Annotated in this window: 9 protein-coding genes; 3 read left to right on the forward strand and 6 right to left on the reverse strand. The window is 70.3% G+C overall.

Translation table 11 applies throughout. The features are described from left to right. Positions 1 to 140 precede the first annotated feature (140 nt). Positions 141 to 635: a pyridoxamine 5'-phosphate oxidase family protein gene (locus tag IE262_RS11990; protein WP_189873418.1), complete on the forward strand. Its 495-nt coding sequence runs from the start codon at positions 141 to 143 to the stop codon at positions 633 to 635. 151 nt (positions 636 to 786) lie between these two features. Here the strand turns inward: IE262_RS11990 and guaA are convergent, their stop codons facing one another. After that, positions 787 to 2,367, reverse strand: a complete 1,581-nt coding sequence (gene guaA, locus IE262_RS11995) for a glutamine-hydrolyzing GMP synthase (RefSeq protein WP_189873419.1) — start codon at positions 2,365 to 2,367, stop codon at positions 787 to 789. A gap of 401 nt (positions 2,368 to 2,768) precedes the next feature. Between guaA and IE262_RS12000 the strand changes: the two genes are divergently transcribed. Beyond that, a complete protein-coding gene (locus tag IE262_RS12000; protein WP_229877221.1) occupies positions 2,769 to 3,119 on the forward strand; it encodes a chorismate mutase in 351 nt (116 codons plus the stop codon). 643 nt (positions 3,120 to 3,762) lie between these two features. On the opposite strand, the gene IE262_RS12005 is transcribed toward IE262_RS12000, so the two are convergent. Then, positions 3,763 to 4,317, reverse strand: coding sequence for a hypothetical protein (locus IE262_RS12005; RefSeq protein WP_229877222.1), 555 nt, complete (start codon positions 4,315 to 4,317; stop codon positions 3,763 to 3,765). A 440-nt stretch (positions 4,318 to 4,757) separates the two neighbouring features. Here IE262_RS12005 and IE262_RS12010 point away from each other — a divergent pair, with 440 nt between their 5' ends. Beyond that, positions 4,758 to 5,804, forward strand: coding sequence for an LAETG motif-containing sortase-dependent surface protein (locus tag IE262_RS12010; RefSeq protein WP_189873423.1), 1,047 nt, complete (start codon positions 4,758 to 4,760; stop codon positions 5,802 to 5,804). Positions 5,805 to 6,007: 203 nt separating this feature from the next. Here the strand turns inward: IE262_RS12010 and IE262_RS12015 are convergent, their stop codons facing one another. The 4 genes from IE262_RS12015 to IE262_RS12030 all read right to left on the reverse strand — a co-directional run bounded on the left by IE262_RS12015 (position 6,008) and on the right by IE262_RS12030 (position 13,364). Continuing rightward, positions 6,008 to 7,891 (reverse strand): GMC family oxidoreductase, encoded by a 1,884-nt coding sequence (locus IE262_RS12015; RefSeq protein WP_189873425.1) that lies wholly within the window; start codon positions 7,889 to 7,891, stop codon positions 6,008 to 6,010. 39 nt (positions 7,892 to 7,930) lie between these two features. After that, positions 7,931 to 9,574, reverse strand: a complete 1,644-nt coding sequence (locus IE262_RS12020; RefSeq protein ID WP_189873596.1) for a succinic semialdehyde dehydrogenase — start codon at positions 9,572 to 9,574, stop codon at positions 7,931 to 7,933. A gap of 328 nt (positions 9,575 to 9,902) precedes the next feature. After that, the gene (locus tag IE262_RS12025; RefSeq protein ID WP_189873427.1) at positions 9,903 to 11,306 is read right to left on the reverse strand and encodes a diacylglycerol/lipid kinase family protein; all 1,404 of its coding nucleotides are present in this window, start codon (positions 11,304 to 11,306) and stop codon (positions 9,903 to 9,905) included. A 276-nt stretch (positions 11,307 to 11,582) separates the two neighbouring features. After that, positions 11,583 to 13,364: a serine/threonine-protein kinase gene (locus IE262_RS12030; RefSeq protein ID WP_189873429.1), complete on the reverse strand. Its 1,782-nt coding sequence runs from the start codon at positions 13,362 to 13,364 to the stop codon at positions 11,583 to 11,585. Between the last annotated feature and the right edge of the window lie 135 nt (positions 13,365 to 13,499).

Raw genomic sequence — 13,499 nt, forward strand, 5'->3', positions numbered from 1 at the left:
ACGTCGCCGCCAGATCCCCGCCTCCGCGACCTCACCGCCACACCCCGCCCCCGCGACCTCACCGCCATGCCCTCGTCGCCGCGACAAGAGAGCCGGGATACGCGACAGAGGGTGTCGGGTATGAGCACCAGACTCGGCGTATGAACCACATCGATGTGCACACGGGCAGGAACTGGGCCGCCTTCGCCGACGCCGCACCCGATCTCGCCGGCATCGTCGAGGAGCGCTTCGGCAGCTTCACGCACCACGTCCTCGCCACGCTCCGCAAGGACGGTTCGCCGCGCACGACCGGGCTTGAGGTCCGTTTCCTGCGCGGTGAGCTGTGGTTCGGCATGATGCCGGACTCACTCAAGGCGCTTGACCTGCGGCGCGATCCTCGCTTCGCGTTGCAGGCGAACCCGGGCTCGGGTACGGAGATGGGTGGCGGTGACGTACGGATCGGTGGGCGGGCGATCGAGGTCGAGGACCCGGAGACGAAGGCCCGCTACACGCGAGAGGTGGAACCGCCGGAGCCGTTCCACCTCTTCCGCACCGAACTGACGGAGGTCGTACGGACCTACGTCGAGGACGACAAGTACCTGGTCGTCCAGGTCTGGAAGCCCGGAGAGCCGGTGCGCACGCTCAAACGGACCTGACGTTCAAACGGACTGGCACTCAACGGCACGGACGCTCAACGGCACGGACACTCGAAGCGACGGACACTCGAAGCGACGGACACTCGAAGCGACGGACGCTCAAAGGGGCTGACGCCACAACCGGTCTGAGCCCCGAGAATCCCCAAGGGGCTCACTCCCACTCGATGGTCCCCGGCGGCTTGCTCGTCACGTCGAGGACGACCCGGTTGACGTCCTTGACCTCGTTCGTGATGCGGGTGGAGATGCGGGCGAGGACGTCGTACGGCAGGCGCGACCAGTCGGCCGTCATCGCGTCCTCACTCGACACGGGACGGAGGACGATCGGGTGGCCGTACGTGCGGCCGTCGCCCTGGACGCCGACGCTGCGCACGTCCGCGAGCAGCACCACGGGGCACTGCCAGATGTCGCGGTCGAGTCCGGCGGCCGTCAGTTCCTCGCGGGCGATGGCATCGGCCTCGCGGAGCAGGTCGAGGCGGTCCTTGGTGATCTCGCCGACGATACGGATACCGAGGCCGGGGCCGGGGAACGGCTGGCGCTGGACGATCTCGTCCGGCAGGCCGAGTTCCTGGCCGACCATGCGGACCTCGTCCTTGAAGAGCTTGCGGAGCGGCTCGACGAGCTCGAACTCCAGGTCCTCGGGGAGGCCGCCCACGTTGTGGTGGGACTTGATGTTGGCGGTGCCGGTGCCGCCGCCGGACTCGACCACGTCCGGGTAGAGGGTGCCCTGGACGAGGAACGCCACCTCGGGGCCCTCATCCGCGATGATCTCCGCCTGGGCCTGCTCGAAGACGCGGATGAACTCGCGGCCGATGATCTTCCGCTTCTCCTCCGGGTCGGTGACCCCGGCGAGCGCCTTGAGGAAGCGTTCCTCGGCGTCGACGACCTTCAACTGGACGCCGGTGGCCGCGACGAAGTCCTTCTCGACCTGCTCGGTCTCGCCCTTGCGCATCAGGCCGTGGTCGACGTACACGCAGGTCAGCTGGGAGCCGATGGCCTTCTGTACGAGAGCCGCGGCGACCGCCGAGTCCACACCGCCGGAGAGGCCGCAGATCGCGCGCTTGCTGCCGACCTGCTCACGGATGGCCGCGACCTGCTCCTCGATCACGTTGCCGGTGGTCCAGGAGGGGGTGAGGCCCGCGCCCCGGTACAAGAAGTGCTCCAGGACCTGCTGGCCGTGCGTGGAGTGCATGACCTCGGGGTGGTACTGGACGCCGTACAGCTTCTTCTCGTCGTTCTCGAAAGCGGCGACCGGGACGACGTCCGTGGAGGCCGTGACGGTGAAGCCCTCGGGGGCGGCGCTGCACGCGTCGCCGTGGGACATCCACACCGACTGCTCTCCCGGGGTGCCCTCGAAGAGGGTGGAGCCCGGCTTGGAGACGTGGAGGGGCGTACGGCCGTACTCGCGTGCGCCGGTGTTGTCGACCGTGCCGCCGAGTGCCTGGGCCATCAGCTGGAAGCCGTAGCACATGCCGAAGACGGGGACCCCGGACTCGAAGATCTCGCGGTCCAGGCGGGGGGCGCTCTCGGCGTAGACCGACGAGGGGCCACCGGAGAGGATGATCGCCGCCGGGTTCTTGGCGAGCATCTCCGCGACCGGCATGGTGCTCGGCACGATCTCGCTGTAGACCCGGGCCTCACGGACTCGGCGGGCGATGAGCTGGGCGTACTGCGCGCCGAAGTCGACGACCAGGACGGTGTCGAGGGGAGCGGCAGCGGGGGTCGCTGATGACACGGGGTGCCTTCCGGCGGTTGGGCGGGGGTCTGTGCTGCCGAGTCTACCGGGGGTGTTGATCGGGGGTGCCTGTGCCGGTTCTGTGCCGGTTCTTCGCCTCGCTGCCCCCACCCGTCTTCTCCACGTCCCATCCCCCAGGGGACTCTCACCCGCACCGTCTCACCATTCGAACCCACTTGGTTGCCGCCACCGCGCGGGGCCATACTGCTCGCATGCTCAAGCACCAGACGTTCGTCTTTACCTATGGCAACCGGCCCACCGGCTGCCATGGTCGTGCTGCTTGAGCAACTGACAAGCGACTTCCCAGGCGCCCCGGGCCGACAAGGCCCGGGGCGCCTCGTCGTTTCCGGGTCCTGCCGCTCCGGGCGTCCATGACGAACACGGAACAAGGAGCCCTCGCGATGACCGCCACCACGCCCACCACGCCCATCAGTCCCACCAGTCCCATCAGTCCCACCACGTCCACCAGTCCCACCTCCACCGAGAAGACCGGCGCCCGCACCGAGGAAGCGGCCGACGTGATCAGGGGCGCACGCGAACGCATCGACGCTCTGGACGACCGGATCATCGGGCTCGTCCAGGAACGGATGGCCGTCTCCGCCGTCATCCAGGACGCCCGCATCGCCTCCGGTGGCCGCCGCGTGAACCTCTCCCGCGAGATGGAGATCCTCACCCACTACAGCGAGGCCCTCGGCAAGCCCGGCACCTCCCTCGCCATGACCTTGCTGGAACTGTGCCGGGGCCGCATCTGAGCCACCCCCGACACGCGGCGCGCCACCCCGCACGCAAGCCGGCGCACGCTCGTCCGCACCCCACCTCTCACCCGCACACCCCTCTCACCCGTACGGCGCGTGACCGCCGTACCACACGTTTCGTTGGTACCGGTGTCCGTGCCAGCCAGGCGCGGGCCCGAAAGAACCACGCGTGGCTCCGCTGGGGCGATGAGGCGTACGGATCGTGCTGTGCGCCGTGGGACCTCGCTCCAGGGTCGTGACCGGACGGCAGGGGACAGCAGCCCGGTCACCAAGAGAACGGTCGGCTTCGGGGACGCCCGGAGCCGACCGGCGGAATCTGTTCAAGGGTGGTCGAAACGGTTGCGGAGGCCGTGCCCCATCCAGCACGATGCAGGGACAGCCCGCACCGGACAACCGCATTGCACAGCCCGACTGCCAATGGTCGAGACCACACGCACTCCAACCGTGCGCCGAGGCGCCGACCGGCGGCCGGCGAGCCGAGAGCCAACCAAGCGGCGCAACCCCCCGGCGCCGCTCCCCAAGCACCGGCGCTGCCCTGACGCCGGTGCTGACTCCGAAGAGCCCCGCGGGATGCATCCCGCGGGGCTCTTCGCCGTCCGGCCGATTCTCCGCCCCGCCCCACCTCGCCTGTGCTCCTGCTTCAGCCCGACGTCTTCTCCAGCTTCGTCAGCTGAGTCAGCTTTGTCAGCTGCGTCTCGATCAGCTCTGCCGGCACCTGTGCCTTGTCCGCGTCGAGGAGGTTCATCGCGTAGAACGCCGCAAGCGTCGACCCGCTGCGGACGATCGTGAAGGTCATCGGCACGTCGGTGCCCTCGACGGAGCTCGTCAGCTTGAACGAGACCGCCTCGTCGCCCTGCTGGGGAGCGGGCAGGGCCTTGACGCCGCTGTGCTTGTAGTCGGCGTGCTCGTAGGCGGTGCACGACTTCGACGCGGTGCGCAGGTCTGCGACGACCTTCTCGGCGTCGCTCTGTTCATACGCGAGCAGGGCGAGCGAGACGATCGTCGCGTCGAGCTCGTTCTTGGCGGTGAGGGTGCGGGCCGCGCGGGCCTCGGCTCTCGGGGTGGAGGTGAAGAAGAACATGTCCGCGAGCGGCTGGCATGCGGCCGGCTCAGCGGGCACGGACTCGGCGGGGATGTCCTCCTCGGGCGTCTTCTCGATCTTGTAGTCCCCCGGTCGACTTCTCCACGGCGTCACCCTGGTCCCCGCCCCCACCGCACGCCGAGGTGAATCCCAGCACGGCCACGACCGAGACGGCCGCGGCTGCCCGCGACATCCTTGACTTCACGTTCCCCACCTTCCGCTCCGGCGCACGCCCACACCCCTGCCTGCCCGCGCCCCTGCACGCCTGCACGCCTCGCATGCGGTCTCGTACGCGGCCTCGTATGCGCCCACGAGACTCGGACAGTTCCGTCCGGGTCGGCGCACATCACATCATGTACGCGACATCGCAGTATGGCGGCATGGCAGCATGCCCCGCCCTCCCTTCACATGTGACCCAACCCACATAAGGATTCTGTGAAATCGGGCGCAACCCTTCTCGGATCTCGCAGGTCACATCTGTGCAGAACCCACAGCCATGCCCGCGGCCCGCGGCGTGGCCGCCACCCCCCGACCCGCACTCGGATGAGGTCCCGATGAAGCTTCGCCGCACTCTGGCCACAGCGGCCGCGACGGCAGTCCTTGCGCCGCTGGCCCTGCTGTCGGCCCCGGCCGCGTTCGCCGAGGAGACCGAGGAGACATCGACCTCAAGCGCGACTCCGAGCGCGCCCGAAGTGCCCGCCGAGTCCACCCCCGAGTCGACGCCGGAGAGCACTCCGCCCACCACGACGCCGGAGCCGGAGGCCACCCCCTCCACGTCCGCGCCGGCGGCCGGGGAGGAGGAAGAAGAGGGCGACACGGGCCCGGGCGAGTCCCAGACCCCGACGTCCACCCCGTCCGAGTCCAGCGAGCCGGACCCCTCCGACCCCGACATCCCGTTCTGCGAGGAGCTGGACGAGAACTACGGCGACGCCAAGGTGTCCGCTCAGGTCAAGGGTCTGCCCGGCAAGATCGTCGCGGGCAGCGGTTCCCACGCGTTCCAACTGGTCGTCACGAACGGCAGCGGCGTGGACATCAAGGGCGTCGCCTTCTACGCGGAGATCGAGAACTACGAAACGGACGAGGACAAGTTCCTCAGCCCCTACGTGGACCTGGAGTTCAAGAACCCCGAGAACGGCAAGTGGACGCGGATCGGGAACGACGAGTGGGCCGGTGACTACTTCGCCTACGTCGACGAGCTGAAGGCGAAGGCGAGCCAGAAGTTCGACCTGCGCGTGAGCATCGACGCGAAGGCACCCGCGGGCGACGCCTGGTCCTTCGGTTCCGGGGCCTACCTCGACAAGGTCGACGATCAGGACTGCATCGCCGAGGGCTGGGCACAGTACGACTTCGAGGTACTGAAGGCCGGCTCCGACAACCCGAACCCGGGGGAGGCCGGGCCGGGTGACAAGGGCAAGGGCGACAAGGGCTCCGTGAAGAAGCCGCAGGGCGATGTCTCCGAGCTGCCGAGCGGCAACCTCGCCGAGACCGGGTCGAGCTCCGCACTGCCGGTGATCGGCCTCGTGGGCGGCATCGCCGTCGTCGCGGGTGCGGGCGCGGTGTTCCTGGTCCGCCGCCGCAAGGGCGCGGACACCGCCGCCTAGGAGCTACGCGTCGCGTAAGGCATCACGCCTCGCACAAACAAGGAGGACCCGCGCTCGGAGGGGAGCGCGGGTCCTTCTCGTCGTCCACTTCTTCTGCGGACTCCCGCACTTCTTCTGCGGACCCCCGTGTTCTGCGGACTCCCGTGTTCTTCTGCGGACTCCCGTGTTCCGCTGCTTCCTCCAATACCTCGGCGTCTTCTGCTTCACTTCTTCGGCGGTACCCTCGGCACCCCCAGCAACGGCAGCCGCAGCGACCCGAACGCGTTCTCCGGAACCGCCGGGTGCCGAGGCTCCACCGGATTCAGCCGCTCGTACGCGGCACCGGGGGCCGGACGCGGGTCGGCCTCACCCTTGTTGGGCCAGTACGACATCGCGCGCTCGGCCTGGGCGGTGATGGTGAGCGACGGGTTCACGCCGAGGTTGGCGGAGACCGCGGCGCCGTCGACGACCGAGATGCCCGGGTGGCCGTAAAGCCGGTGGTACGGGTCGATCACGCCCTCCTCCGGGGACGCACCGATCGGGCAGCCGCCCAGGAAGTGCGCGGTGAGCGGGGTGCCCATCAGCTCGCCCACGTTGCTGCCGGCGAAACCGTTGATCTCGGTGGCGAGGGCCGAGGCGGCCTCCGTGGCGGCCCTGATCTGCTTGGGGTTGGGGGCGCCGTGGCCCTGGCGTGCCGTCAGCAGGCCCTTCCCCACGCCCTTGTCCTTCAGGTAGGTGGTCAGGGAGTTGTCCAGCGACTGCATCACCAGGCCGATGATGGTCCGTTCCGACCAGCTTCGGTTGGACAGCGAGCGGACCACGAGCCAGGGGTGCCGTGCGGCGTGGGCGAGCCAGCCCAGAGCCCTCGACGAGCCCTCCGCGTACGGCACCTGGAGGATGGACAGGCCGCCCATCGCGTTGGAGCCCTTGCCGTAGCGGACGGGTTCGATGTGGGTGTTCTCGTCGGGGTGGATCGAGGACGTGATGGCCACGCCCCGCGTGAAGTCGACCCGGGGCGCGCCGTGTGCCTTGCGGTAGCGCCGGTTGTCGGTCTGCGCGCCCACCAGTGCCTCGGAGTTGGTACGGGTGAGCATGCCCAGCCTCGGTGAGAGGTACGGCAGTTGGCCGCCCGCCTTCATACGGTGCAGCAGGGTCTGGGTGCCGTAGGTGCCGGCCGCGAGCACGACGCGCCGTGCCTTGAAGACCCGCCCGGCCTGACCGTTCCCGTTCCCGTACCCGAACCCGTACTCGTTCCCCTCCGCCCCCTCCTCCTGCCCCTGCCCCTGCCCCTTCCTCTTCCCCTTCGTCCCCTTCGTCGTCCCCTTCGCATCCGTGGGGAGCGTCGTGACGGCGTATCCGCCCTGCGAGTCGTCGGTGACCGCGACGACCGTCGTCATCGGGTGGACGACGGCGCCCGCCTTCTCGGCCAGGTACAGGTAGTTCTCGTTGAGGGTGTTCTTCGCGCCGTGGCGGCAGCCCGTCATGCACTCGCCGCACTCGGTGCAGGCGCTGCGGGCCGGCCCGGCGCCGCCGAAGTACGGGTCGGTGACCTCCTCGCCGGGCTCGGCCTTCACCGTGCCCTCCGCGTCCTCGCCGTCCCCGAAGAACACGCCCACGGGCGCCAGGTGGAAGGTGTCGCCGACGCCCATCCGCTCGGCCGCCGCCTTGAGGTGGACGTCCGACGGGGTCATCGTCGGGTTGAGCCGTACGCCGAGCATGCGCCGGGCCTGGTCGTAGTACGGCTGCAACTCCTCCTGCCAGTCGGTGATGGCCTTCCACTGCGGGTCCTCGAAGAACTGCTTCGGCGGTACGTAGAGGGTGTTGGCGTAGTTGAGGGAGCCGCCGCCGACCCCGGCACCCGCCAGCACCATCACGTTGCCCAGCAGGTGGATGCGCTGGATTCCGTACATGCCCAGCCTGGGTGCCCAGAGGTAGTTCTTCAGGTCCCAGGAGTTCTTCGGCAGTGACGCGCGGGTGAAGCGGCGGCCCGCTTCCAGCACGCCGACCCGGTAGCCCTTCTCGGTCAGGCGCAGCGCGGTGACGCTGCCGCCGAAGCCGGAGCCGACCACGATGACGTCGTAGTCGTATGCGGAGTACTCCTGAGGCACGTGCTCTCTCTCCTCGTCGGATGTGCGGTGCGACAGGGCCTAGCGCAGCCTCAGCGCCTTCATCACCCTCAGGCTCCGGCTCATGAACGCCGCGTACTTCTCGTCGTCCATCCCCAGCGCCGGCGCCATCGGCAGCACCCGCTGCTGGGCGATCGTCTGGGCCTCGGTGTACTTGAGGATGCCCTCGGCGCCGTGGCGGCGGCCGAGGCCGGAGTCCTTCATGCCGCCCATGGGCGACTGGACGCTGCCGTACGCGGAGGCGTAGCCCTCGTTGACGTTGACCGTGCCGGTGCGCAGCCGGGAGGCGACCTCGCGGCCGCGCCTGCCGTCCTTGGTCCAGACGGACGAGTTCAGGCCGTACGCCGTGGAGTTGGCGAGCTCGACCGCCTCGTCCTCGTCCTTGAAGCGGTAGACGGAGACGACCGGCCCGAAGGTCTCCTCGGCGCACACGGCCATGGGGGCCTCGACGCCCTCCAGGATGGTCGGCTCGTAGAAGTACGGGCCGATGTCCGGGCGGGCCACGCCACCGGCGAGGACCTTCGCGCCGTTGGCGACGGCCTCCTCCACGTGCCGCTTGACGGTCGCCAGTTGCCGCTCCCCCACCAGCGAGCCCATGTCGGCTCCGTACGCGAGGGACGTGCCGAGCCGCATGGCCTTGGTGCGGGTGGCGAACCGCTCCAGGAAGGCGTCGGCGATCGACTCGTGGACGTACAACCGTTCGATGGAGATGCAGAGTTGACCGGCTGAGGAGAAGCAGGCGCGGACGGCGCCGGCCGCGGCCTTCTCGATGTCGGCGTCCTCCAGGACCAGCATGGCGTTCTTGCCGCCGAGTTCGAGGGAGACCCCGACGAGCCGGGCGGCGGCTCCCTGGGCGACCTCGCGGCCGGTGCGGGTGGAGCCGGTGAACGAGACGTAGTCGGCGTGCCTGACGACCTCCGGGCCGACGACCGGGCCGTCGCCGATGACGACCTGGAAGAGCTCGGCGGGCAGTCCGGCCTCGATGAGCAGGTCGCGGGCCCAGAGCGCGGTGAGGGCGGTCTCCGTGTCCGGCTTCATCACGACCGCGTTGCCCGCGACGAAGGCGGGGATCGCGTCGCCGACCGACAGCTCCAGGGGGTAGTTCCAGGGCGCGATCTGGCCGATCACGCCGCGCGGGTGGCGCCGTTCGGTGACGCGCGTGAGGGTGGGCATGGCGCCCGCGTGCCGCTTGGGCTTCAGATACGACGCGGCCTTGCGCCCGTAGTGGCGGGCGGCCACGGCGACGGCCTGGATCTCCTCGTGCGCGTGCAGCCGGGCCTTGCCGGTCTCCAGCTGGATGAGGTCCAGCACCTCGGCCTGGCGCTCCAGCACCAGGTCGTGGAAGCGGAGCAGGACGGCGGCGCGCTCCCGTACCGGCCTCTGGGCCCAGACGGTCTGCGCCCTGCGCGCCTGCTCGTAGGCGTGGCCCACGTCCTCGGGGGTGGACTCGGGCAGGTCGGCCAGCTTCTCACCGGTGAACGGCGTGTGGTTGGCGGTGCGGCCGGAGCCGGCCACCCCCTTGGTGAGCTGGGCGACCAGCTCCGGCGTGACCACGTCGACGGCGGTGCGGGTGCCCTGAGGGGCGGGCGCGAGCGGGTTGGTGCCGGAAGGTGCGTCCATGCCGGTCTTCTCCGGGGCCTGCGAGTCCGGGGCCTGCGAGTCCATCATGACGCGCAGAGTATGCCTGCGCGGAGCCTTTGGGTACCCGGCGGTAACCGGCTTTCACCAGGCGCGCACACCACGTCAGCGATCAGGGGAAACGAATGCACTGATCAGGACGCGGGTGCGGTGATTGAGACACGTACGCATTGCAAACAGGGACGCGGGTGCCAGTACGCACTGCACACGCATTGCACGTACGCATTGCACGTACGCATTGCACGTACGCATTGCACGTACGCATTGCGCGTACAAATTGCATGTACCAGTTGCACGTACGAAGTGAGCGGGCGGGACCGGCCGGTACTGGGCGGTGCGGGCGGCACCGCTTCGGCTACCGCTTCGTCCAGTCCTGCCAGGTCTGTGGGGCGCGCCAGGTCTCGCCCCCGCTCTGGCGGCTCTTGGGCAGGGCCGTGCGGCCCACCGCGGCCGCGAGCTTGCGCAGCCGTCGCCAGTCCAGGGGCGGCTTGGTCTCCGGGACACCGGGGCGGCCCGCGGGGACCCTTACCCGCAGGGCCCCGGGCTCGATCCGGCAGCGTACGGGCGTGGGCAGGACCAGCGCCTCGCCGTCTATGCCCACCTCGATCTCGGCCCGGTCCGCCTGGACGACGACCTCGTGTGTGGTGAGGACCGTGAGGCCGGGGGCGTTCGGCCCCAGCAGCAGGGCGGCGGCCTCGGCGGCGCTCTCGACCTTGATGCCGATCACGCCGAGCGTTCCGGAGTCGAGCCGTTCCCGGCGCCCCAGGCCGGCGAGGTCGTCGCTCCGGTAGGGGTTGTTGCTCACGAGCACGGCCTGGGGCGCCTCGATGACGGTGTCCCTGGCGCGGGCGACGAGTCGCGGGCCCCGCTGGTGGGTGAGCAGGTCGGGCAGCAGCTCCAGCGTCGTACCGATCTTGTCGTCCCGGTACTCCGGGCTCTGTACGACGGCGGCGTAGGCCCCGAAGGAGGCGTTGTTGACGAAGGGGTGGGTGTCGGCGAACCCGAGATCGACGCGGAGTTCGACGCCCGCGTCGGTGAGCGCGTCGAGGCAGGCGGCCGGGTTGTCCCGGTCGAGGCCGAGGTCCATGGCGAAGTGGTTGCGGGTGCCGGCGGAGATGACGAGGAAGGGGATGTCGTGCTCCGCGGCGACGGCGGCGACGAGGGCCTGTGTGCCGTCCCCGCCGGCGACCCCGAGCAGATCGGCACCGCGGTCGACGGCGTCCCGGGCGAGCGCGACGACGTCCTCGTGCCGTGCGGGGTCGAGCAGGTGGACGTGCGCCCCCAGTTGCTCGGCCTTCTCCTTCAGCCCGAACCGCTCGACCTTCCCGCCCCCGGACCGCGGGTTCATGATGAGGAACGGCCGGGCGGGGGCGGGCGTCCGGTACGCGCGCACCCGCACGGCGTGCGACCGGGTGGTGCTCAGGGCGAACTTCCCGGCCCAGACGGCGAGTCCCCACAGCGCCAGGGACACCACGACGACCCACAGCAGGTTGGCGGCGGCGAAGGCCCAGATGACGGCGGTCGGCGCGGCGACGGCGAGCAGCCCGGAAGCTGTCCGGGCGGCGCCTCGCCGGGTCAGGACCCACCAGAGCGCGGCAAGCGTGACCGCCACTCCGACCAGCACGCCCAGGAGGAGCAGCACGCTCGTGGGCCCCGCGACCCCGAGGGGCAGCAGCACGGAGAGGGCCGCGGCGCCGAGCGCGACGCGGGCGGCCCAGCGTTGCCTGGCATGAGCCCGCCCGTCCAGATCAATGCCCACGTCCGTCTGCCTCTCCTGCGCTCATGCCCTCGGCAGGGGGAATAGTAGAAGGGGTACGCACGCGCGTGGGAGGGCGATCAGGAGCGTGCGGGACGCGCGGGACATGCGGGACGGGCGCTCCGTCCACGGCACCAGGATCAGGGCGTTGAGCCGGGGTTGTTCGGGACGTCCGCGCACGTGCGCAGCGCACCTCCGCGTGCGCACCGCACTCGGGCGTGGACGCACCACACTCGGCCGTGGGCGCACCGCGTCCGGCCGTGGGCCCGCATGGTCGCCTCACCGCTCGTCGATCTCCAGGTTCGCGATCGCCGTCCTCGCCACCTCACGGCCGCGGTCCGTGAAGTCGCCCTTGCCGGGGTAGCTGATGGTGAGCTTGTACATGTCCCCGGCCTTGGTCCGGTAGTAGAAGATCTTCAGCTCGCGGGGGCGGGGGTTCTGGGTGTCGGTGGTCGTGTACGCGATCGTGTTCTCGGCGGCCTGCTTGCCCTGGTACGTGGCCTTGTCGTCCGTGGTTGTCCTCACGCCCTCGGGCATGGACAGCTCGTAGCTGCCGTCGTTCTTGAACTTCTCGTCGTCGGCGTACATCTGGGCCGGCGCGGAGTTCTTGATCTGGTTCAGGGAGTCCTGGGACTTACGCGCCACGTTCAGGCCGATCCAGATGCTGCCGCTGTAGTCGGAGTAGGTCACCCAGTTCTTGTCCGTGTCGTCGGCGTCGGGCTTGGTCTCCTGGTAGTCCGCGGGCACCCCGAGTGTCACGCCGAGCTTCGTTTGTGCCCGGGTCTTCCAGCCGTCCGGCAGCGGTCCCGCGAACGGGTCGGCGATCACCAGACAGGCCGCCACCGCCGCGGCGACGACCGCGCCGCCCAGGCCGAACAGGGTGGTGCGGCCGATACGGACGCCCGTGCCGCCGGGGCCGGAGAGCTGGACGACCTGGGTGGGCTCCGGGGCCGGGGGCCTGGCGGCCTCCTCCAGGAGGGCGCGGACCCGGTCGGCGGTCGGGCGGCGAGCCGAGTCCTTGTTGAGGAGGCCGTTGATGACCTCCGCCAGGGGGCCCTGCGCCGAAGCGGGCGCGGCGGGCGTGGAGTTGAGGACGGACTGGAGGGTCGCGGGGGTGTTGGTACGGCGGAAGGGCGAGACTCCCTCGGTGGCCGCGTAGAGGACGACACCGAGCGACCACAGGTCCGACGCCGGGCCCGGGCGCTGGCCCAGCACCCGCTCCGGCGCGATGTACTCGGGCGAGCCGACGAAACTGCCGGTGTCCGTCAGGTTCGTCTCGCCCTCGATCTGGGCGATGCCGAAGTCGGTGAGGACGACGCGGTCGTGGCGGCCGAGGAGGACGTTGTCGGGCTTGACGTCGCGGTGCAGGATGCCCGCCGCGTGCGCCGCCTCCAGGGCGCCCAGCACCTCAAGGCCGATCTTCGCCGCGTCGCGCACCCCGAGGGTGCCCTCCTGGAGGACGGCGCCCAGCGAACGCCCCTGGACCAGCTCCATCACGATCCACGGCTGGCCGTCCACCACCGCCACGTCGTGCACGTTGACGACCGCCGGATGATCGAGCCGGGCCGCGGCGCGCGCCTCGCGGCGCATGCGCTCGAAGGCCTTGGACCGTTCGCGGTCGGGAAGATGGTCCGGGACGCGGGGCTCCTTGACGGCGACCTCGCGGTCCACTGTCTCGTCCTTGGCCCGCCATACGGTGCCCATGCCGCCGTGGCCGAGCTTGGCGAGCAGCCGGTAACGGCCGGCTATCAGGCGTCCGGCACCCGGGTCCTGCCGAGGCGGCCGGGGCTCCATCTGAGCGGGATCGGCGTGCGGGTGTGCCGGGTGCGAAGGCTTGGCGTGTGGGGGTGCCGCGTGCGAGGGCGCGGCGTGTGGGGGCGCCGCGGGTGGGGCTGGTACGGGTGCCTGCGGCGCGGCCTGGGCGGGCGACGCGTGGGCAGGCGCGGACTCCGCCGGCTGGGCGTACGGATTCCCTGGGTACGGCGCACTCGGCCGAGGCGGTTGCAGTCCGAAACTCGTGGGCTCGTCGGACCCGTAAGGGGCTCCCCCGTTGCTGCTCATGGGTTCATCTCTATCGCGACAGGCGCCCGGCATCCACCCTCGCCGCTTTCCGGTCACAGACCCGTGACGCGGGTCGCCGCTTATCTCCCTTTTATGGCACGGCTTCTTGGCGCGGTTTTGGCACGGTTTTATGGC

This window comes from Streptomyces bluensis (genome assembly GCF_014650715.1).
Taxonomy (GTDB): Bacteria; Actinomycetota; Actinomycetes; order Streptomycetales; family Streptomycetaceae; genus Streptomyces; species Streptomyces bluensis.